Annotated in this window: 19 protein-coding genes and 3 pseudogenes; 7 read left to right on the top strand and 15 right to left on the bottom strand. The window is 72.8% G+C overall.

What is annotated here, in order from left to right; translation table 11 throughout:
* Positions 1 to 63: 63 nt before the first annotated feature.
* Together AB0P07_RS26790 and AB0P07_RS26785 are read right to left on the bottom strand one after the other, a co-directional pair.
* The gene (locus AB0P07_RS26790; protein ID WP_365554997.1) at positions 64 to 249 is read right to left on the bottom strand and encodes a hypothetical protein; all 186 of its coding nucleotides are present in this window, start codon (positions 247 to 249) and stop codon (positions 64 to 66) included.
* A gap of 164 nt (positions 250 to 413) precedes the next feature.
* Positions 414 to 557 (bottom strand): annotated as a pseudogene (locus AB0P07_RS26785) (MarR family transcriptional regulator); the annotation flags it as partial.
* Between AB0P07_RS26785 and AB0P07_RS26780 the strand changes: the two are divergent.
* Positions 537 to 695: pseudogene (locus tag AB0P07_RS26780) on the top strand (gfo/Idh/MocA family oxidoreductase); the annotation flags it as partial. The pseudogenes AB0P07_RS26785 and AB0P07_RS26780 sit on opposite strands and share 21 nt — an antisense overlap.
* Positions 696 to 735: 40 nt before the next feature.
* On the opposite strand, the gene AB0P07_RS26775 reads toward AB0P07_RS26780, so the two are convergent.
* On the bottom strand, positions 736 to 1,431 hold the full coding sequence (locus tag AB0P07_RS26775; RefSeq protein ID WP_365554995.1) for a L,D-transpeptidase family protein: 696 nt from the start codon (positions 1,429 to 1,431) through the stop codon (positions 736 to 738).
* Between the two features lie 155 nt (positions 1,432 to 1,586).
* Positions 1,587 to 2,387 (bottom strand): SDR family NAD(P)-dependent oxidoreductase, encoded by an 801-nt coding sequence (locus AB0P07_RS26770; RefSeq protein WP_365554993.1) that lies wholly within the window; start codon positions 2,385 to 2,387, stop codon positions 1,587 to 1,589.
* A 50-nt stretch (positions 2,388 to 2,437) separates the two neighbouring features.
* Between AB0P07_RS26770 and AB0P07_RS26765 the strand changes: the two are divergent.
* Positions 2,438 to 2,976, top strand: a pseudogene (locus AB0P07_RS26765) (hypothetical protein).
* On the opposite strand, the gene AB0P07_RS26760 reads toward AB0P07_RS26765, so the two are convergent.
* From AB0P07_RS26760 to AB0P07_RS26750, 3 genes are all read right to left on the bottom strand, one after another.
* Positions 2,960 to 3,886 (bottom strand): SDR family oxidoreductase, encoded by a 927-nt coding sequence (locus AB0P07_RS26760; protein ID WP_365554991.1) that lies wholly within the window; start codon positions 3,884 to 3,886, stop codon positions 2,960 to 2,962. The pseudogene AB0P07_RS26765 and the gene AB0P07_RS26760 overlap by 17 nt on opposite strands.
* Before the next feature lie 151 nt (positions 3,887 to 4,037).
* Positions 4,038 to 4,667, bottom strand: a complete 630-nt coding sequence (locus AB0P07_RS26755) for an MBL fold metallo-hydrolase (protein ID WP_125627478.1) — start codon at positions 4,665 to 4,667, stop codon at positions 4,038 to 4,040.
* Positions 4,667 to 5,755 carry an S-(hydroxymethyl)mycothiol dehydrogenase gene (locus tag AB0P07_RS26750; protein WP_365554988.1) on the bottom strand — a complete coding sequence of 363 codons (1,089 nt, stop codon included), beginning with the start codon at positions 5,753 to 5,755 and terminating at the stop codon, positions 4,667 to 4,669. Before AB0P07_RS26750 ends, AB0P07_RS26755 begins: the two co-directional genes overlap by 1 nt.
* A gap of 177 nt (positions 5,756 to 5,932) precedes the next feature.
* On the opposite strand from AB0P07_RS26750, the gene AB0P07_RS26745 reads away from it, so the two are divergent.
* The gene (locus AB0P07_RS26745) at positions 5,933 to 7,687 is read left to right on the top strand and encodes an ABC transporter ATP-binding protein (RefSeq protein WP_365554986.1); all 1,755 of its coding nucleotides are present in this window, start codon (positions 5,933 to 5,935) and stop codon (positions 7,685 to 7,687) included.
* A gap of 11 nt (positions 7,688 to 7,698) precedes the next feature.
* On the opposite strand, the gene AB0P07_RS26740 is transcribed toward AB0P07_RS26745, so the two are convergent.
* Complete coding sequence (locus AB0P07_RS26740) at positions 7,699 to 7,983, bottom strand: hypothetical protein (RefSeq protein WP_164416363.1); 285 nt, start codon at positions 7,981 to 7,983, stop codon at positions 7,699 to 7,701.
* 181 nt (positions 7,984 to 8,164) lie between these two features.
* Here AB0P07_RS26740 and AB0P07_RS26735 point away from each other — a divergent pair, with 181 nt between their 5' ends.
* Positions 8,165 to 8,530, top strand: coding sequence for a nuclear transport factor 2 family protein (locus AB0P07_RS26735; RefSeq protein ID WP_365554984.1), 366 nt, complete (start codon positions 8,165 to 8,167; stop codon positions 8,528 to 8,530).
* A 27-nt stretch (positions 8,531 to 8,557) separates the two neighbouring features.
* Here the strand turns inward: AB0P07_RS26735 and AB0P07_RS26730 are convergent, their stop codons facing one another.
* Complete coding sequence (locus AB0P07_RS26730; protein ID WP_365554982.1) at positions 8,558 to 9,217, bottom strand: TetR/AcrR family transcriptional regulator; 660 nt, start codon at positions 9,215 to 9,217, stop codon at positions 8,558 to 8,560.
* Positions 9,218 to 9,438: 221 nt separating this feature from the next.
* Between AB0P07_RS26730 and AB0P07_RS26725 the strand changes: the two genes are divergently transcribed.
* A complete protein-coding gene (locus AB0P07_RS26725) occupies positions 9,439 to 10,689 on the top strand; it encodes a YncE family protein (protein ID WP_365554980.1) in 1,251 nt (416 codons plus the stop codon).
* Positions 10,690 to 10,762: 73 nt separating this feature from the next.
* Here AB0P07_RS26725 and AB0P07_RS26720 read toward each other — a convergent pair whose 3' ends face one another.
* The gene (locus AB0P07_RS26720; RefSeq protein WP_365554978.1) at positions 10,763 to 11,263 is read right to left on the bottom strand and encodes a metallophosphoesterase; all 501 of its coding nucleotides are present in this window, start codon (positions 11,261 to 11,263) and stop codon (positions 10,763 to 10,765) included.
* Between the two features lie 133 nt (positions 11,264 to 11,396).
* On the opposite strand from AB0P07_RS26720, the gene AB0P07_RS26715 reads away from it, so the two are divergent.
* Positions 11,397 to 11,981 carry a hydrolase gene (locus AB0P07_RS26715; protein WP_365554976.1) on the top strand — a complete coding sequence of 195 codons (585 nt, stop codon included), beginning with the start codon at positions 11,397 to 11,399 and terminating at the stop codon, positions 11,979 to 11,981.
* A gap of 46 nt (positions 11,982 to 12,027) precedes the next feature.
* On the opposite strand, the gene rfbB is transcribed toward AB0P07_RS26715, so the two are convergent.
* The 5 genes from rfbB to AB0P07_RS26690 form a co-directional block, all read right to left on the bottom strand.
* On the bottom strand, positions 12,028 to 13,002 hold the full coding sequence (rfbB, locus tag AB0P07_RS26710) for a dTDP-glucose 4,6-dehydratase (protein WP_365554974.1): 975 nt from the start codon (positions 13,000 to 13,002) through the stop codon (positions 12,028 to 12,030).
* Between the two features lie 155 nt (positions 13,003 to 13,157).
* Complete coding sequence (locus AB0P07_RS26705; protein WP_365554972.1) at positions 13,158 to 13,337, bottom strand: hypothetical protein; 180 nt, start codon at positions 13,335 to 13,337, stop codon at positions 13,158 to 13,160.
* A gap of 117 nt (positions 13,338 to 13,454) precedes the next feature.
* Complete coding sequence (locus AB0P07_RS26700; RefSeq protein ID WP_365554970.1) at positions 13,455 to 13,877, bottom strand: CBS domain-containing protein; 423 nt, start codon at positions 13,875 to 13,877, stop codon at positions 13,455 to 13,457.
* A gap of 121 nt (positions 13,878 to 13,998) precedes the next feature.
* The gene (locus tag AB0P07_RS26695; RefSeq protein WP_365554969.1) at positions 13,999 to 16,485 is read right to left on the bottom strand and encodes a SpoIIE family protein phosphatase; all 2,487 of its coding nucleotides are present in this window, start codon (positions 16,483 to 16,485) and stop codon (positions 13,999 to 14,001) included.
* Between the two features lie 502 nt (positions 16,486 to 16,987).
* Positions 16,988 to 18,244, bottom strand: a complete 1,257-nt coding sequence (locus AB0P07_RS26690) for a S1 family peptidase (RefSeq protein WP_365554968.1) — start codon at positions 18,242 to 18,244, stop codon at positions 16,988 to 16,990.
* Between the two features lie 608 nt (positions 18,245 to 18,852).
* Here AB0P07_RS26690 and AB0P07_RS26685 point away from each other — a divergent pair.
* The gene (locus AB0P07_RS26685; protein WP_365554966.1) at positions 18,853 to 19,068 is read left to right on the top strand and encodes a type A2 lantipeptide; all 216 of its coding nucleotides are present in this window, start codon (positions 18,853 to 18,855) and stop codon (positions 19,066 to 19,068) included.
* The last annotated feature ends 94 nt before the right edge of the window (positions 19,069 to 19,162 follow it).

Here is a 19,162-nt window from a genome sequence, read left to right as displayed (position 1 = left end):
CCGGTACGAGGGCCGGCCGCGCTGCTGTCGGCGGGCCGGGGGCGAGGAGACCGCTGGCGCCGGTCAGGCGGCCTTCACGGACTCCGGGGCCGCGTTGGCCCACTCCATGACGAGCCGCTGGTACTCCGCGCGCTGCTCGACGCTCAGTGTCCCGCCCGACCGGAGCCACAGGGCCCGGATCTCCTCGTTGACCTCGGCAGCCGATCGCTCGGAGGAGGGTTCAACAGTGGTGGACATGATGTGAAGCATACGGCGCCCAGCGTGAAGACGATGTGAGTAATCGCGAGCCAATCGGACATATCGGACCGTGTTACTGATCACGTCGATCTTGCCATCTGTCAAGACCTGCGGGCGAGTTCGTTCTCCCCGATGTGCCCTGCCGCACACGGGCCGCCTGTCCGCCCCTCGCGCCTTCATCCCTGCGCCGCCCCCGGCACCAGCACCCGGATCGCCGGCACGGCGGCGCCGCGCGCCCAGTCGTGGAAGTCGGACACCCGGGTCTTCAGACCGACCGGCGCGGCCCGCGGAGGCCGGTTGTCGTGGACGGCCGCGTCCACCACGTCGGCTCCCGGACCCTGCCGTCCGTGAACGCGTGGGTCGCGGCCCGCTACACCCTGCCGGGCGTCGTCGCGCACGAGTCCGCCCGGCAGGGCGGGGTCCGGCTCGAGATCCCGGACTTCGGGGACGCCCCCGAGCTGCGAGGCGCCGCGGCGCGAGCCGGGCGCCCCGCCTCCGTCAGGTGCCGGGCTTACGGCCGTACACGTAGACGTCGTCGCCCTTCTTCAGCAGCGACCAGTACTTCTTGGCGTCGGCCTTCCGCATGTTCACGCAGCCGTGCGAGCCCGGCGGGTTCCACATGCTGACGCCGACGGAGTGGAAGGCCTGGCCGCCGTCGAAGAACTGGCTGTACGGCATCGGCACGTGGTAGATGGTCGAGACGTGGTCGATGTTGCGCCAGTAGACCTTCTTCAGGCCGGTGCGGGTCTCGTAGCCGTTGCGCCCGGTGCGGACCGGGACCGGCCCGTACACCAGCTTCTTGCCGTCCTGGATCCAGCTCAGCTGGAGGCTGAGATTCACACAGGCGATACGGCCCTTGTTGGTGGGGCACTTGCCGGATTTGTTCGGGTTCTTCCCGACGGCCTTTTGCTTCGTCATCAGGTCCATCACTCCCCAGGTGACGGGCCCCGCGTAGCCGGCGTTGGGCGTGATGCCGTGCTTGGTCTGGAAGGCGCGGATGGCCTTGCAGTCCGCGGTGGACTGCTTGCCGTCGGCCTTGCGGCCGAGGAACTTCTCCACCTTCTTCTGGTACGGGCCCGCCTTCGCGCCGCAGCCGGCGGCCTGCGCCGGTGCTGCCGTGAGCGCGAGCGTGAGCGGGGCCACCAATGCCGTGATCCCGAGTGCGACGGCTGCCCGTCTGCGTGTGTCCCCCATGGCCGGTCATGCCTTTCGCGTCGCGGCGGTGCGCCGAGTGGAGGGTCGCCTTCGTGCGACCCCGGCCTGCTAGACCGGCGTCCGGCGGCTTTGGTTGCGCGCCGCCCGCCGCCGCGACGCAACCGTGACAAACACCACCGGAGCGCCCGTGACCGTCAGTGCGAGCCCTCCGCCTCCGCGAGCGCCCGCCCGAAGCCCGTGTTGACCGCGGTCAGGCCGCCGTCGACGGCGAGGGCGGTGCCGGTGATCCAGGACGCGTCGTGCGAGGCGAGGAAGGCGACGGCCGCCGCGATGTCCTCGGGCTCGCCCACCCGCCCCAGCGGGTACAGTCCCCGCACCGCCGCCAGCTCCTCGTCCCGGCCCTCCCAGGCCGTGGTGCGCACCGTGCCCGGGGTCACGAGGTTGACGCGGACGCCGCGCGGAGCGGCATGCCCGGCGAGGGTACGGGTCAGCGAGGCGAGGCCGGCCTTGGCGGCGCTGTAGGCGTGGTTGCCGAAGTCCTGGACCCCGTTGACCGAGCCGACGCCGACGATCGCGCCGCGCCCCGAGGCGGCGAGGTGGGGCAGGGCGGCACGGCAGCAGCGGTAGGCGCCGGTGAGGGTGACGTCGAGGTCGCGGGCCCAGACCTCGTCCGGCTCGTCCTCGAACAGCGGGGCGTCGGGCGTGCACGCGTAGGCGTTGTTGACCAGGACGTCCAGCCCGCCGAAGGCGTCCACTGCATGGGCGACGGCCGCCTCGACGGACGCCCGGTCACGCACGTCGCAGGCGAACGCCGCGACGGTGAGCCCCTGTTCCGTCAACCGTGCCGCCGTGTGCCGCGCCGCGGCGAGGTCCACGTCGGTCAGCAGCACCCGCGCCCCCTCCGTGGCGAGCCGGCGGGCGACGGCCGCGCCGATGCCCCGGGCCGCGCCCGTCACGAGTGCCGTGTGGTCGGTGAAACGCTTGGTGTCCGTCATGGGCCGGACGGTAGTACCGCGAGGATCACCGGGGCAGATACCGTGCGGCCATGTCAGCGTTCCTGCAGCAACTCCCCGCGCTCCTGGGCGTCGTCATCGGCGCGCTCGGTTCCTACCTCGCCGTGGTCCGCAGCGACCGTGCCCGGTCCGACCGGGAGACGGCGGCCCGCTGGGAGGAGCGCAGGCTCGCGGTGTACGCGGACTACGCGCGGACTCTCAAGACGTCCATCACTCTGACGTACCGGGTGGCCGCCCACTTCGGGGCGATCCGCACCCGCATCCCTTGACCCCCCAGGAGGCCGCGCCGGCCCAGGCCGAGGCCACCGCCGCCCGGGACCCGGCCGGTGAGGCGTTGCTCCTGCTGGGCAGCAAGGAAGTGGTCGAGAAGGCGCGGGCCTGGGTGGTGGCGGTGATGGAGATGGAGCGCTTCCTGCGCGAGGAGACCCGCGACCCGGAGGCCTGGCGAGCCCTGCTGGAAGGCCAGCGCACCGCACGTGAGGGCTACTACGCGGCGATACGCAAGGACCTGGCCCTGCCGCCGGGGCACGGCGCCCGGTGGACAGTGCCGCCCGTCAGCGGTATCCCGTGACATCGGCCGGCTTGTCCGGGTCCTGTACCTCGACGAGGTAGCGCCAGGCGTCCGGGCGGCTGCCGTCGAGGTCGGTGAAGCCGTATTCCTGGGCGAGGGAGCCGCTGGAGAGGGACTGGCCGTTGAAGCGTGCCACGCGGGGGTCGGTGGCGAGTGCGGTGACCGCGCGGCCGACGTAGCGGGGCGTCTCGGAGATGGCGAAGTGCGGGACGCGGTCGAGGGCGTCGCGCCAGTTCTCCTCGCCTACGCCGAAGTGGTCGAGCATCATCTCCGAGCGCAGCCAGCCGGGGGTCAGCGCGACCGCCGTGGCGCCGCGGGGTCCCAGTTCGTGCCCGAGGGAGAAGGCCATGCGCAGGACGGACGTCTTGGCGAGGTCGTAGAAGAACGAGTTGCGGTAGTGGTCGCGGTTGTAGGCGTCCGTGCCGTCGGTCATCTCGACGACCAGTCCGCCGGCGCGGCGCAGCAGCAGCGGCAGGGCGTGGTGGCTGGTGATCACGTGGGTCTCGACGGCGAGCCGCAGCAGCCTCAGACCGTTGTCGAGGTCGTGCTCCCACACGGGGCTGTCCCACTCGAAGAGGTGCTCGCCGCCCCAGATGTCGTTGACGAGGACGTCGAGGCGGGCCTGTTCGCGGGCGATGCGGTCGACGAGGCCGGCGACCTGCGCCGGATCGAGATGGTCGACGGGTACGGCGATGCCGTGGCCGCCGGCTTCGGTGACCAGGTCGGCGGTGTCCTCGACGGTCTCGGGGCGGTCGTACTCCGAGCGCCGGGCGCGAGTGCTGCGGCCGGTGACGTAGACGGTGGCGCCGGCCGCGCCCAGTTCCACGGCGATGCCCCGGCCGGCGCCGCGGGTGGCCCCTGCGACCAGTGCGACCCTGCCCGTCAGCGGACCCTTCGGTGACCCTGTCATGTCCGGCTCCCGTTCCTCTCCCTCGTGCCGCGCACGGCTCACGCCCCGCACGGGCGATGTCGAGTTCGAGGGTGCCCGGGAAGCCGGACATCTTCTGTCACCTTTTACCGCGTGTCCGGAGCGTTCTTGAGGGAGACCGCCCCGGCCGCGGTCAGTGCCCGCGCTTGATCCACTCCTCCAGGTGCGGTGCCTCGGCGCCGATGGTCGTGGAGTCGCCGTGGCCGGTGCGGACCTCGGTCTCGGGCGGCAGGACGAGCAGCTTGTCGCGGATGGAGTCGATGATGGTCGGGAAGTGGGAGTAGGAGCGGCCGGTGGCGCCGGGTCCGCCCCGGAAGAGGGTGTCGCCGGTGAAGACGGTGCCGAGACCGGGGTCGTAGAGGCAGACCGCGCCGGGCGCGTGCCCGGGGGTGTGCAGGACGGTCAGGTCGGCTCCGGCGGCCTCGATGACGAGTTCGTCGGTCAGCCAGGCGTCCGGGTCCCGGTCGGGGTGGGTCTGCTGCCACAGAGGCAGGTCGTCGCGGTGCAGCCAGATGGTGGCGCCGGTGCGCTCGGCGAGCGCGGGCGCCGCGTTGACGTGGTCGTTGTGGGCGTGGGTGCACACGATCGCGGTGAGCCGGCGGTCCCCCACGGCCTCGGCGATGGCGTCGGCGTCGTGGGCGGCGTCGATGACGACGACCTCGTGGTCGTCACCGACGAGCCAGACGTTGTTGTCGACGTCCCAGGTGCCGCCGTCGAGGCTGAACTGCCCGGACGTGACGAGGCGTTCGATGCGGGGGGCCATCAGAGCACCACCACCGAACGCAGTACGTCGCCGGCGTGCATCCGGTCGAAGGCCTGCTCCACCTCGTCCAGGCGGATGGTCTCGGTGACGAACTTGCCGAGGTCCAGGCGGCCCTGGAGGTGGAGGTCGATGAGCATCGGGAAGTCCCGGGAGGGCAGGCAGTCGCCGTACCAGGAGGACTTGAGCGAGCCGCCGCGGCCGAACACGTCGAGCAGCGGCAGTTCCAGCTTCATCTCGGGGGTGGGGACGCCGACCAGGACGACGGTGCCGGCCAGGTCGCGGGCGTAGAAGGCCTGCCGGTAGGTCTCCGGGCGGCCGACGGCCTCGATGACGACGTCGGCGCCGAAGCCGCCGGTCAGTTCGCGGATCGCCTCGACGGGGTCGGTCTCGCGGGAGTTGACGGTGTGGGTGGCGCCCATCCCGCGCGCGGTCTCCAGCTTGCGGTCGTCGATGTCCACGGCGATGACCTTCGAGGCACCGGCCAGGTACGCCCCGGCGATCGCCGCGTCACCGACGCCGCCGCAGCCGATGACGGCGACGGTGTCGCCGCGGCCGACGTTGCCGGTGTTGATGGCGGCGCCGATGCCGGCCATCACCCCGCAGCCGAGGAGACCCGCCACCTCGGCGGAGACGGCCGGGTCGACCTTGGTGCACTGCCCGGCGGCAACCAGCGTCTTCTCGGCGAAGGCGCCGATGCCGAGGGCCGGGGACAGTTCCTGGCCGGTCGAGGCGAGGGTCATCTTCTGCTCGGCGTTGTGGGTGTCGAAGCAGTACCAGGGCCGCCCGCGCAGGCAGGCCCGGCACGTGCCGCACACGGCACGCCAGTTGAGGATCACGAAGTCGCCGGGGGCCACGTCGGTGACACCGTCGCCGACCGACTCCACGACACCGGCGGCCTCGTGGCCGAGCAGGAAGGGGAAGTCGTCACTGATGCCGCCCTGCCTGTAGTGCAGGTCGGTGTGGCACACCCCGCAGGCCTGGATCTTCACCACGGCCTCGCCCGGACCCGGGTCCGGCACGACGATCGTCTCGATCCGGACCGGCTCGTCCTTGCCCGGCGCGATCACGCCGCGTACTTCCTGCGCCATGCTCCTGACCCCTTCCTCGGCCGTACAGCGTTCCCCCAGACCCTACGCTCAAGTGATCGGAAAGGGGCAGGTGACAGGGCGGTTGCCGGGGTTCGGCCGGCCGTCCGTACACCGGCGGCCCGCCCGGCCGGGCCCCCACGTAGCCTGAGTGCCCCGCCCGCGTGCCGAAGGAGCGACGTGACCACCGCAGAGCCGGAGACCGGCACGCCCGCCTGGCGGCTGCTCCTGTCCTACATACGCCCGCACCGCGCGGCCCTGTTCGCGGGCGCCCTGCTCTCCCTGGTCACCGGCGCCACGGGGCTGTTGCTGCCGCTGGTGGCGCGGGAGCTGATCGACGACCTGGCGCACGACCGGGCCATCACCGGGGCACTGCTGGCCATGTCGGGGCTGGTGGTCGCCAACACGGCGCTGGGCGCGCTGGGTTCGTACGTGTTGCGGCGCACCGCGGAGTCGGTGGTGCTCGGCGCGCGGCGCACCCTGTCGTCGTATCTGCTGCGGCTGCGGATCACCGCCGTGGACCGCACGGAGCCCGGTGACCTGATGGCCCGGATCACCTCCGACACGACGCTGCTGCGCGAGGTCACCACGGACTCCCTCATCGGTCTGGGCACCGGCGGGCTGACGCTGGTGGCGACGCTGGTGATGATGGGCGTGGTCGACGCGGTGCTGCTCGGGGTGACGCTGGCGGTGGTCGTGGGGGCGGGCACGGTGCTGGGGCTGATCGTGCCGCGCATCAACCGCGCGAGCCGGCAGGCGCAGGACGCGGTGGGGCTGATGGGCGCCGCGCTGGAGCGGATCCTCGGGGCGCTGCGCACGGTGAAGGCGTCGGGCGCCGAGCTCCGGGAGGAGCGGGCACTGCACGACGCGGCCGAGGAGTCCTGGCGGCAGAGCGTGCGCGCCGCCAAGTGGTCGGCCGCCGCGGGCAACACGGCGGGCCTGGCGATGCAGATCGCCTTCATCACGGTGCTCGCGGTGGGCGGTGCGCGGGTGGCGACGGGGGCGATCGACGTGGGCACGCTGGTCGCGTTCCTGCTGTTCGTCTTCTATCTGATGTCCCCGATCCAGCAGGTCGTCGGCGCGATCACGCAGTACCAGACGGGCCGGGCGGCGCTGGACCGGATCCAGGACGCGCTGCGCCTGCCCGCGGAGCCGCCGGCCCGGCCGGTTCCGCTGCCGTCGCCCGGTGCGCGGCCGGCGTCCGTCGCCTTCCACGACGTCCGCTTCCGCTACGCCGACGACCTGCCGTACATCCACCACGGGGTGAGCTTCGAGGTGCCGGCCCGGGGGATGACGGCGTTCGTCGGCCCGTCGGGCGCGGGCAAGACCACCGTCTTCTCCCTGATCGAGCGGTTCTACGACCCGAGTGCCGGGAAGATCACGCTGGACGGCAGGAGCCTCGCCGAGTGGGAGCCGGCCTCGCTGCGGGCCGCGATCGGTTACGTGGAGCAGGACGCCCCGGTGCTCTCCGGTTCCCTGCGGGACAACCTGCTGCTGGGCAACCCGGAGGCGGACGAGGGCACGCTCACCGCGGTGCTGAAGACGACGCGTCTGGACTCCCTGGTGGAGCGGCTGCCGAGCGGCCTGGAGACGCTGGTCGGGCATCGCGGCACCAAGCTCTCCGGGGGTGAGCGCCAGCGGGTGGCCATCGCCCGTGCGCTGTTGCGTCGTCCCCGGCTGCTGCTGCTCGACGAGGCCACCTCGCAGCTGGACGCGGTCAACGAGGCGGCGCTGCGCGACACGGTGGCGGAGGTGGCCCGGACGACCACGGTGCTCGTCGTCGCGCACCGGCTGTCCACGGTGACGACGGCCGACCGGATCGTGGTGATGGACGCGGGGCGGGTGCGTGCGGTCGGCACCCACCGGGAGCTGGTGACCGCCGATCCGCTCTACGCGGAGCTGGCGGCCACCCAGTTCCTGGCGTCCGGCGGCTGACGCCGCCGGCGTCAGCCCAGGGCGGGGACGACGCCGAAGAGGGGCGAGACCAGGCCGGTGACCTGCTGCAGCTGCTGCAGGTCCTGGAGCCGGTTCAGCTGCTGGGACGGGAGCGGCATCTGCGCCCGGTCCTCGGCGGGCATGTCACCGACCGCGAGTGTGTCGAGGGTGTTCGTCACGCTGAGCTTCTCCGTGCCCAGCGGGCCACCGCCTGCCGCGCTCGCCATCGGGGCGGCGAGGCCGGTGACACCGGCGGCGAGCCCGACGACGGCGACGATACGTCGTGTTGAGATCATGTGCTGAGCAACGCCGTCGGGCCGGTGGCGGACACGGGCGGGCGGTGCCGGTCACCCGTGAGGACCATTCTCCCGGTCGGCGTTGCCCCGGGCGGTGAGACGGAGGAAGCTCGAAGGGAGAGGGCCGAGGCGGCCCGTCCCCGCTTTGGGCCGCGGCCTTCGACGTCCGAAGGAGGTCGTCATGAGCACCACGACAGGCCCCGGCTTCGACACCGAAGCCCTGCGCCGGGGCATCGAAGGAGAGACGGCGGCACCGCTGTTGTCGCTGTACGCGCAGGACGCGGAGGTCCGCATCGTCGACCGGTACGACCAGCCCAGCAGCCCGAAGGTCCTGCACGGCCGGGACGAGATCGCCGAGATGCTCGACGACGTCTACGGCCGCGACATGACCCACCGGATGGCAGGCTGCGTCGTCCAGGGCGACCAGGCCGCGTACACCGAGGAGTGCACCTATCCGGACGGTGTGCGGGTCCTCGCCGAGTCGATGCTGAGGCTGCGGGACGGCGAGATCGTCGAGCAGACCATGATCCAGGCCTGGGACGAGTAGTCCGGGGCCGTCACCGCGCGGGGGCGGTCAGCACCCCGGGTTCCAGCCGGGTGGGCGCAGCAGGGCGAGGAGCTGGTGGACCAGTTCCTCGACGACCTGGTCCAGGGTCGCGTCCACCCAGCCCGCGCTGTAGTCGTGCAGCAGGCCGTTGACCCCACCGATGAAGGCGGTGGCGGCCAGCCGGTAGTCACGGGGCGCCGCCTCCCCGCGCACCGCGGCCGCGTCGGCCTCGGCGCGGATGAGGTCCACCCAGCGGGCGCGGCGGGCCAGTCGCTGCTCCTCCAGGCGCGGGCTGACGCCGATGATCTCGACGAAGGTGATGCGGACGCGGCGTGGATCGGCGGTGACGTTGCCCGCGTAGGCGCGGAAGATCGCGGCGGCGCGGTCGGGAAGCGGCAGGTCGCGGGTGCCGTCGGCCGCGGTGCGGACGGCTTCCTCCGCCCAGTCGTTGACCTGGAGGTGCAGTGCGGCGAGCACGTCCTCCAGGGTGCGGAACTCCTCGTAGAACTGGCGAGTGGACAGGCCGGCGGCGTCGCTGAGGGCGGCCACCGTGGTGGCGCGGTAGCCGGGGGTGTCGCCGAAGAGCTGGAGGGCCGCGTCGAGGAAGCGCCGGCGGCGCTCGGCCTGGCGCTGTGCGGCCGACTTGCCGCCGTAGCGGCCCGTCGGTGCCCTGAGCCTGCCCGTCACCCGCTCTCCCTCTCTGCCTCTCTGCCTCTTCCGCGGCAACTCCTCACCGTGCAGCCGATTTTGTCGTGTCCGCGGCCTTGTGGAGAAGGGCGCTCTTTCCTTACTTTGCAGTAAGTTCACTCTGAAAGCGGCTGTGTTCAGATTGCGCGCTCCAGCACGCCACCGCCCCATGGCTCCAGCGCTCCATCGCCCCCACCACCCCCTTGCCGGAGGAGAGCAGCATGCCCGCCTTCACCACCAGGCACCTCGGCGCCGTCGCCGCCGCCCTCGCCCTCACCCTCGCCGCCCCCGCCGCCGCCTCGGCCGCCCCGGACGCCCCTGCCGACCTGCGCGAGGTGATGTTCGTGGGCAACAACTGGGACGGCACCGCGGACGTCATCCGGTCCACCGGCGACTTCGCGAGGATCGGCCGGATCGACGTCGTCCCCGACCGGGCCGAGCGGATGGCGGAGATCAACGCCGATCCGATCAGGTGGATCTACTTCCAGGCCATCCGCAACGGCGTCGGCGAGGGGCACGACCAGCTCGTCGACGACATGTACTCGACGCCGGACGGCACCTCGGTGGTCGTCTCCCGGCCGAGCTTCGCCGACGTGGTCTCCATAGACCTCGCCACCGGCGACATCGAATGGCGCTTCCCCGTCTCCGGATACCGCTCCGACCACATGGCGGTCTCCCCCGACGGCACCCGGGTCGCCGTCTCGGCCTCGACCTCCAACACCGTGCACGTCCTGGACATCGAGACGGGTGAGCAGGTCGGCTCCTTCGCCACCGGCGACAAGCCTCACGAGAACATCTTCACCCGCGACGGCAAGTACATCTGGAACATGTCCATCGGCGAGGTGAACACCGCGCTCGACGCTCCCTGGCTCGACTGGACGAAGGGCGACCGGCGCATCACGATCGTGGACGCGCGGACGTACGAGCGGGTCAAGGTGGTCGACATGCGCGAACGGCTCGACGCGATCGGCCTCGGCGACCACTCGGACGCGGTGCGACCCGCCGTCTTCTCGCCCGACGAGTCGAAGCTGTACTTCCAGGTCTCGTTCTTCAACGGCTTCTTCGAGTACGACGTGGCCACCGACCGGATCACCCGGACGAAGACCCTGCCGAAGAACCCCGCCACGAGCGAGGACCGCACCACGTGGGTCAACGACTCGCGGCACCACGGCCTGTCCATGAGCCCGGACGGCGCCAAGATCTGCGTGGCGGGCACGATGGACGACTACGCGACGGTGGTCGACCGCGACACCCTCCAGGAGGGTCCGCTGGTGTCCGCCGCCAAGCCGTACTGGGCCACGGTCAGCGGCGACGGCAGGCACTGCGTGGTCTCCGAGAGCGGCGCCGACCGGGTCACGGCCATCGACTTCGCCACCGGCGAGAAGTCGGTCTCCGTCCCCGTGGGCGACCACCCGCAGCGGGTCCGCATCGGTCATGTGGCGGCCGACTGGACCGGACCGTCGGCCCGCTGAGGCTCCGTGCCGTCCGGGCCCGTCACGTCGCGGGCGCACGCAGGTGTGCGCCCGCCCTTTCCCACCCTTCTCGTCAGCGCGGCGGCAGCCGGTGCAGCTCGACGCCCCCGAGCCGGCCGTCGGCGACCGTGACGGTCATGTAGGTGCGGTACGGCTGACGGCGACGGTCCGTGGGCGAACCCGGGTTGAGCAGCCGCAGGCCCGTCGCCGCGGTGGTGTCCCAGGGGATGTGGCTGTGCCCGAAGACCAGGACGTCCAGATCGGGGAAGCGGGCGGCGCAGCGTGCCTCCCGCCCCTGTGCGGCGCCGGTCTCGTGGACGACGCCGAAGCGCAGGCCGCCGAGCTCCGCGTACGCCACCTCGGGCAGCCTGGCGCGCAGTGCGGGCCCGTCATTGTTGCCGTACACCCCGACGAGTCGGCGGCTGCGGCTCTCCAGCAGGTCGAGGGTGGCCGTGTCGACCCAGTCCCCCGCGTGCAGGACGACGTCCGCACGCGGGAGCTCCGCCAGCATCGGCGCCGGCAGCTCCTTGGCGCGCTTGGGCAGGTGGGTGTCGGACGTGATCAGCAGACGCACGCACTCGAGTTTAATCGACAGGTAAAACTGTGCAGTTTCAGCTGGACAGCCTTACCTGTCGAATTTACGGTGGTACGGGACGTCGGCCGGCCGGCCCCGAACCGTCCGAGATCCGTCTGAGAGGCACCACCCCATGTCCGTCACCGCTCTGGACCCCCGCACCGCCCTCGTCGTGATCGATCTCCAGGCCGGTATCGTCGCCGCGCCGACCGAGCCGTACTGCGGCGCCGAGGTCGTCTCCCGGAGCGCCGAACTCGCCGAGGCCTTCCGGGCCCGCGGCCTGCCGGTGGTACTGGTCCGGGTCTCCTTCGCCGCCGACGGGGCGGACGCCGTGCCCGGTCGTACGGAGGCGGGGGGCGGCGGCGGTCCGCGGCCCGAGGGCTGGGACGTGATCGTCGACGAGCTGGCCGGGCATCCCGGCGACATCACCGTCACCAAGCGCAACTGGGGTGCCTTCCACGGCACCGGCCTCGATGTCCAGCTGCGGCGTCGTGGCGTCACCCAGATCGTGCTGACCGGCATCGCCACCAGCATCGGCGTGGAGTCCACCGCCCGCGCCGCCCACGAGCACGGCTACCACGTCACGCTCGCCACCGACGCGATGAGCGACATGAGCGCCGAGGCGCACCGCGGCAGCGTCGAGCGGATCTTCCCGCGCCTGGGCGAGACGGGTACGACGCGGGAGATCCTGGAGCTGCTCGCCAAGACGCACGACTGAGACACACGGCTGGGGCGCACGGCCGGCCGGTGGGACGCGCCGGCCGTCAGCCCACGTCACTGCGCCGCTTGAGCGGCTCCCACCAGGCCCTGTTGTCCCGGTACCAGGCGACGGTCTCGGCCAGCCCTGCCGCGAAGTCGCACCGGGGGCGGTAGCCCAGTTCCTCGCGGGCCTTGCTCCAGTCGACCGCGTAGCGCAGGTCGTGGCCCTTGCGGTCCTCGACGTGGTCCACCCGGTCCGGGCCCGCGCCGCAGGCGTCCAGGAGCAGGCCGGTGAGCTCGCGGTTGCTCAACTCGGTGCCGCCGCCGATGTTGTAGACCTCGCCGGCCCGGCCCAGGGTGCGGACGAGGTCGACGCCCCGGCAGTGGTCGTCGACGTGCAGCCAGTCGCGGACGTTGCGTCCGTCCCCGTACAGCGGGACCCGGCGGCCGTCCAGAAGGTGGGTGACGAACAGCGGCACGAGCTTCTCGGGGAACTGGTGCGGGCCGTAGTTGTTGGAGCACCGGGTCACCCGTACGTCGAGCCCGTGGGTGCGGTGGTAGGACAGGGCCAGCAGGTCGCCCGACGCCTTCGACGCGGCGTACGGGGAACTCGGCCGCAGCGGATGCTCCTCGGTGGCCGCGCCGGACTCCACCGAGCCGTAGACCTCGTCGGTGGAGACGTGGACGAAGGGCCCCACGCCGTGGCGCAGGGCGGCGTCCAGCAGGTTCTGGGTGCCGGCGACGTTGGTGAGGACGAAGTCGCAGGCGGCCCGGATCGAGCGGTCCACATGGGACTCGGCCGCGAAGTGCACCACCTGGTCCGCCTCGGCCGTCAGCTTGTCGACGAGCGCCGCGTCGCGGATGTCGCCGTGCACGAACTCCAGCCGGGGGTGGCCGATTTCGAGGTTGGCGGTGGTCCCGGCGTAGGTGAGGGAGTCCAGGACGGTCATCCGCGGTGACCCCGGCCCGTCGGAGGCGAGGAGGGTCCGGACGTACCGGGAGCCGATGAATCCGGCGGCGCCGGTGACCAGGATGTTCATGGGCGGTTCCGTGCCTTGCTGCGGTCGGGGACGGGCGGTGCGGGCGCCCGTGACGCTACCGGTGTGTCCACCGTCCGCGGTGACCGGCCCGGAACGCGCACCGCGCCGGCCCCGAGGCCGGCGCGCTGGGCGGTGTCACCGCCCTCGGGGCTCGTTCAGTCCTCGCCCCGGACGATGTTCGACTCCTGGCCCGGTTGCGGTGCGCGGGTGGTGCTCCCGTCCTCGACGGCCGGCACACAGGTGCGCGGCACACCCCTGCTCCGCAGGCGGCGGGCTTGCGACCAGCCGGTCTCCAACCGGCGGGCTACCGGTTTGCCGCTGGTTTCCGTGGTCACGAGCATCATCTTCCTTCTGGTTCTGCGTCCTCCGCGCCCGGTGCGCCTGGTGCGCTCGCCCTCTCGGGTCCCCGTGCGGCGCGCCGTGAAACACCGTGCGCAGGTGCCCAGCGGTGCCTACGGGTTGGGCCGGGCCACGCTGATGTCGCCGAGCGCCGATTCCGGGTCGCGCTCCATGGCCAGGTCCCCGAGGGAGACGATGCCGACCGGGTCGCCGTCGTCGTCGACGACCGGGACCCGGCGTACGGCGTGCTCGCGCATCAGCTCGACGGCGTGGCTCAGCTCCGTGTCGGAGCGCACGGTCACCAGGTCACCGCTGCACGCGCCGGCGACGGTGGTCTGCTCCGGGTCACCGCCCTCGGCGAGCGACCGGACCACCAGGTCACGGTCGGTGACCAGACCGCACAGCCGGTCATCCTCCGTGACCAGGGCGGCTCCGAGGTCCCGGTCGCGCATGAGACGGGCCACGGCCGTGACGGAGGTCAGCGGCTCGACGGTCACCGGGTCGCCGGTCATGATGTCGCGGACGTACTGGGTCATGGGCTGCTCACTCCTCGGTTCCCGGGTTCCGCACCCGCTCGTGGTCGACCGGGCGGGTTACCCGGCGCGGCGCCGCCCGCACGTCGGCGAGGGCGACCCCGTCGGGCTCGGCCCCCGGCGCTCAGCCGCCGCCCACCGGGATCTCGCTCCACACCTGCTTGCCCCCGCTGACCGGCAGCGTCCCCCAGGTCGCCGACATCGCCTCGACCAGGAGGATGCCCCGCCCGCCCGTGGCCTCCCAGCCGATACTGGTCGGCTTGACGGGTGTGCGCGGCGAGGCGTCGGCGACCGCGACGCGCAGCCGGCCGCTGATCAGGGTGAGGTCGAGCCGCACCTTGCCGTCGGTGTGCACCAGGGCGTTGGTGACCAGCTCGGAGACGATCAGCAGCACGCCGTCGACGGCGTCGTCGGGTACGCCCCAGGAGCGCAGGGTGCGCCGGGTGAAGCGGCGGGCGTGCCGCACGGCCTCGGGCAGCCGCCACACCGACCAGCTCTCGCGCAGCGGGCGCAGGGCCATGCCGTCGTAGCGCACCAGCAGCAGGGCGACGTCGTCGTTGCGGCGGGCGTTGCCCAGCAGGGCGTCGGCGACCAGTCCGAGGTGGGTGGGGTCGGAGACGGCCAGCGCGTGCGCGAACCGGTCCATGCCCTCGTCGATGTCGGCGCCGGGCGACTCCACCAGGCCGTCCGTGGTGAGGGCGATGAGCGTGCCGGGCCGCAGCCGCAGCGGGCTCATCGGGAAGTCGGCCTGGGTGACCACGCCGAGCGGCGGGCCGCCCTCCACCTCGGCGATCCCCGTGCTGCCGTCGGGGTGGCGCAGCACCGGCGGCAGATGCCCGGCGCGCACGCACCAGGCGGAGCCCTCCTCCATGTCGAGGTCGACGTAGACGCAGGTGGCGAAGAGGTCGGTCTCCATGCCGGTCAGCAGCCGGTTGGCGTGGGAGACCACCACGTCCGGCGGATGGCCCTCGACGGCGTAGGCGCGCAGGGCCGTGCGCATCTGGCCCATCAGGGTGGCCGCGCCGGCGCTGTGGCCCTGGACGTCGCCGATGACGAGGGCGACGTGGTGGTCGGGCAGCGGGATCACGTCGTACCAGTCGCCGCCCAGCTCGAGTCCGGCCGTGCTGGGCAGGTAGCGGGCGACGGCGACCGCGCCGGGCAGTTTCGGCAGCCGGCGCGGCAGCAGCTGGCGCTGGAGCATGCCGACCAGTTCGTGCTCGGCGTCGAAGGCGTGGGCACGCATCAGGGCCTGCCCGGCGAGGCCCGCCGAGGCGGTGAGCAGGGCGCGCTCGTCTGGGCCGAAGTCGTGCGGGGCGTCCCAGCCGATCAGGCAGGCTCCGGCCATGCGGCCGCCCGCGGGCAGCGGCAGTACGGCCAGACCGCCGGGGCCCACGTCGGCGAGTGCGGGCTCCAGGTCGCCGGTGCCCGCCGGCCAGATCCGGGCGCGTCCCTCGCGCAGCGCGGCGGCGAGGGTGGGCATCGCCCGCACCGGGGCGTCCGGCCACTCGGTGCGCCACTCCAGGCGCCACAGTTCGGGCCAGGACTCGGGATCGGGCGGATCCAGGACGGTGACGACGAGCCGGTCGTTCTCCAGCTCGGCCAGCGCGATCCGGTCGGCGCGCAGCGGTCGGCGCAGGGCTGCGACCACGGCCTGGCTGACGTCGCGCACGGTCCCGGCGGTGGCGAGCGCTGCGGCGAGCCGCTGGACGCGGGCGACGTCGGTCACGTCCGGACGCAGGGTGGAGGCGTCGGCGACGGTGCCGACCAGGCGGGCGGGCCGGCCGTCGCCGGCGGGCAGCAGGCGTCCGCTGAGCCGGAGCCACTTCGGCGGGCCGGTGGGCTGCAGCACCCGGAACTCCAGCTCGCGCTCGCCGATGGTCATGTGGTCGGACTCGGTCACCGACATCAGCGACGGCAGGTCCTCCGGCACGGTGAGCCCGAGCAGCGTCTCCACCTTGCCGTCGAACTCCTCGGGGGCGAGACCGAACAGGCGCAGGATGCCGTCGCCGACCTCCGCCCGGCCGGTGTCCATGGCCAGCGTGAAGGCGTCCGGCTGGAGGTCGCCGGAGTCGGTGGTGCCGACGGCCTCGGCCGGGGTGGGGCAGGTCATGGCCTCGGCGATCAGTTCGAGGCAGCTGCGGTCGTCGGCGTCGAACCCGCCGGGGCGCTCGGTCAGCACGAGGAGGCAGCCGCCGCCGTCCCCGCGCACGGGCAGCACCGCCAGCGAGAAGCCGCTGGACGGCACGTGCCGCGACTCGGCCGTTCCGGCGAACTCCTCCGGCCCGATCCACACCGCCTGGCCGGCGCGGTGGGCGTCGGCTACCGGGGAGCCGCCGGCCGCGGGATAGCTGTCCCGCACGCCGTACAGGGTGCGCGGCGCACCGGCCGACACTGCCAGACAGAGCAGCTCGGGGTCGTCGCCGGGTGTGTAGAGGGCGGCGAGGGACGCGCCCGCGAACACCAGTGCCTGCTCGAGGATCCCGCGCAGCCGCTCCCGGGGCTCCGGGCCGGCCGCGATCGCCTTCAGGGCACCCTCGGCACGCAGCGTCCTCGGTCCGCGTTCCGCAGTGCCCTCTTCGACCACGTCGCCATTACAGCGCTTGTGGGACATCTGCGCAGCCCCTACGGATCGGGTACCGGCGACCAGGAGCACATCGAGGGCTCGCGTACGGGCGCTTCCGCCGCAGGCGGGTGCGGGCGGAGCCCTGCCGGTGGCCACGGGGCGGACACGGTCGGTACGCGGGACGCGGAACGGACACGGCCGGTACGCGGGGACGCCGGACGGACACGGCCGGTACGCGGGGACGCCGGACGGACACGGCCGGTACGCGGGGACGCCGGACGGACACGGCCGGTACGCGGGGGCACGGGCCGGTGCCGCGGGTGAGACGGCGCGGGCCGGTGCCGCGGACGAGGTGGGCGCGACCGGGAGCGGATCGGCCGGGCAGCAGAGCGGACCGGGAGACCCGAGGCCGCGCGCCCTGCCGTCCGCACCTGCGGGGCGTCAACGCCCGCCACCGGAGGCCGCCCGCCAGGTCGGTACGTGTGCCGTACACCCGGACCGCCGTCCCGCCGGGGTCGGGACGGCGGTCCGGTGGACGTGCCGTCAGTCGTCAGCCCGTCAGCCCCGACCCGTCGTCGCCGACGCCCGCGCCCTCACCCGCGTCACCGGCACCATCCGAGCCTCCGGAACCGGCACCGGCACCCGCCCCACCCGCGTCACCAGCACCGGCAGCGCCGCCCGCGCCCTCGTCGCCGAGGGTGGCCCCGACCGCCTCCAGGGCAGTGGTGACCGGCTGGAAGAAGGTCTCGCCGCCCACCGTGCAGTCGCCGCTGCCGCCGGAGGTCAGGCCGATCGCGAGGCCGTCCCGGGTGAACAGGGAGCCGCCGCTGTCGCCCGGCTCGGCGCAGACGTCGGTCTGTATGAGGCCGGTGACGGTGCCCTCGGGGTAGTTGACGGTGGCGTCCAGGCCGAGGACCTGGCCGTCGGCCAGTCCGGTCGTGCTGCCCATGCGGAAGACCTCCTGGCCGACCGTCGCCTCGGCGGCCCGGCTGATCGGCAGGGTCTGGTCGCCGAGGTTGACCTCGCTCGGGGCCTCGGTCGCCGGATCGTCGTACGTGACGAGCGCGAAGTCGCCCCGGCCGGGGAAGACCGCCCGGTCGACGGTGGCGATCGGCCGGCCGCCCTGCGCGTCGGCCCACTGGTCGGCGGCGACCCCGCAGTGACCGGCCGTCAGGAAGGCGGGCGATCCGTCGCCCGCGGTGACGTTGAAGCCGAGCGAGCAGCGGGCACCGCCGCCGAAGACGGCGTCGCCGCCCGAGGCGAACGTCTTGAAGGTGCCGGCGGACTTCCTGACCGTCGCCATGCCGTCGCCGAGGCGCTCGACGGTGGACTCCAGGCGGTCCCACCGGTCGCCGGTCACGGTGCTGTCGGCGGTCACCAGGATCTTGTTGGTGCGCGGGTCGATCGCCCAAGAGGTGCCCGGGATGCTCGCCTCGGACTTCAGGGTCCGCGCGCCGCTGCGCAGTTCGCTCATGCTGTTGTCGACCTCGCGGACCTGGGCGCCCGCCTTCTTCGCCTGCACCACGACCTGGTTGTCGTCCCCGGGGACGACGTTGACGACGAGTTGCCGCGCGCCGGAGTCGTAGTAGGAACCGGCGAAGGTGTCGCCGAGCAGACCGGCGAGCCGTGAGGCGAGAGACGACGCGTCCGCCGCCTTGAGGGTCCTGGGCGCCGCGGCGGCGCCGTCCGGGGAGCCGCCCTCCTGCGAGGCGTTGGCGTTCGGCAGCAGGATGGCGGCCGCGCCGAGTGCGACCACGCCGCCCGCCGCCATCGCGGCCTTGCGCTTGGGGATTCGCTTGTGACTCAACCTACTCGACCTCCTGGGACCGGGGTTGATACCCGCCGGTCCAGCAGCTGTTGGGGGGCGCCTGGACGGCAGTTGGTACGCACGGGCCGGGCGGGGTGTTCAGACGGGCCCGTCGAGCCGCACACCGGCGCACTCGGTTCACGCCACCCTTCGACACCCTGCGCATTCGCGCCGTGACGCACTGTTCCGCCCACGGAGCGGAATGACTGCTTCAGTGAATCTGCACATCGAATGCCCAACCCGGTCACTCCCGCCCGGGCAGCTGCACAAGCCGGCGAGGGGCCGTACGTCTTTGGGGCCGGAGTGTCCCAATCGCCTCCGCACAGGCAAGGGATCGCACGAGCCGATGTCGCGCACCGTGTGAAGAAGTCACCGCGAAGGCGTGCGCGCTCCTGCACGCTTGGGTGCCCGGACGTCGCAAGTGCGCTGGTGGGAGGGGTGATTGATTGGAAGCCCGGACCGGCCGCGTGCTTTGATCCATCGCACCGCGGGGGCCGCGGAGGGCTCTGGAAACGGGCGCCCGGCACCCGTGGGCCGCGGCCGTCATCTGTCCCCAGAGGGGGCCGCTCCCCCCTTGTGAAAATGGCTATACGAAGGGAAGTTCCATCATGAACTCCACCCCCCGGGTTGAGACCGTCGAGATCTCGGACGCCGACCTCGACAACGTCTCCGGCGGCCTGAACGTGAACGCCGTCGGCACCGTCACCGGCCTGGTGGACGGCATCGCCCCGGTCTCCGGCCTGGTCAACACCGTGGTCGGCACGGTCGAGGGTGCCACCGGCCTGAACACGGCCCCGGTCACGGGCCTGGTCGCCGGTCTCTGATCGCGCCCTTGCGTCGCTGAGTCCCGGAGCCGTCCAGGCTCCGGGACTTTCGGCCGTTCTCCCGCGGCCGTTCTCGTCGAGCCCTGGATACGTC

This window comes from Streptomyces sp. NPDC085944 (assembly GCF_040686295.1).
In the GTDB taxonomy this organism is placed as follows: Bacteria; Actinomycetota; Actinomycetes; order Streptomycetales; family Streptomycetaceae; genus Streptomyces; species Streptomyces salinarius.
The sequence above is the reverse complement of the archived record's forward strand: the minus strand, read 5'-3'. Positions and strand labels throughout refer to the sequence as shown.

Excerpts from the sequence above, each read along its gene's own strand:
- rfbB (WP_365554974.1), bottom strand. The coding sequence starts at position 13,002 with ATGAACATCCTGGTCACCGGCGCCGCCGGATTCATCGGCTCCCGGTAC.
- AB0P07_RS26790 (WP_365554997.1), bottom strand. The coding sequence starts at position 249 with ATGCTTCACATCATGTCCACCACTGTTGAACCCTCCTCCGAGCGATCG.
- AB0P07_RS26715 (WP_365554976.1), top strand. The coding sequence starts at position 11,397 with ATGTCCGTCACCGCTCTGGACCCCCGCACCGCCCTCGTCGTGATCGAT.
- AB0P07_RS26725 (WP_365554980.1), top strand. The coding sequence starts at position 9,439 with ATGCCCGCCTTCACCACCAGGCACCTCGGCGCCGTCGCCGCCGCCCTC.
- AB0P07_RS26700 (WP_365554970.1), bottom strand. The coding sequence starts at position 13,877 with ATGACCCAGTACGTCCGCGACATCATGACCGGCGACCCGGTGACCGTC.
- AB0P07_RS26775 (WP_365554995.1), bottom strand. The coding sequence starts at position 1,431 with ATGGGGGACACACGCAGACGGGCAGCCGTCGCACTCGGGATCACGGCA.
- AB0P07_RS26740 (WP_164416363.1), bottom strand. The coding sequence starts at position 7,983 with ATGATCTCAACACGACGTATCGTCGCCGTCGTCGGGCTCGCCGCCGGT.
- AB0P07_RS26755 (WP_125627478.1), bottom strand. The coding sequence starts at position 4,667 with ATGGCCCCCCGCATCGAACGCCTCGTCACGTCCGGGCAGTTCAGCCTC.
- AB0P07_RS26695 (WP_365554969.1), bottom strand. The coding sequence starts at position 16,485 with ATGTCCCACAAGCGCTGTAATGGCGACGTGGTCGAAGAGGGCACTGCG.
- AB0P07_RS26685 (WP_365554966.1), top strand. The coding sequence starts at position 18,853 with ATGAACTCCACCCCCCGGGTTGAGACCGTCGAGATCTCGGACGCCGAC.
- AB0P07_RS26750 (WP_365554988.1), bottom strand. The coding sequence starts at position 5,755 with ATGGCGCAGGAAGTACGCGGCGTGATCGCGCCGGGCAAGGACGAGCCG.
- AB0P07_RS26770 (WP_365554993.1), bottom strand. The coding sequence starts at position 2,387 with ATGACGGACACCAAGCGTTTCACCGACCACACGGCACTCGTGACGGGC.
- AB0P07_RS26760 (WP_365554991.1), bottom strand. The coding sequence starts at position 3,886 with ATGACAGGGTCACCGAAGGGTCCGCTGACGGGCAGGGTCGCACTGGTC.
- AB0P07_RS26735 (WP_365554984.1), top strand. The coding sequence starts at position 8,165 with ATGAGCACCACGACAGGCCCCGGCTTCGACACCGAAGCCCTGCGCCGG.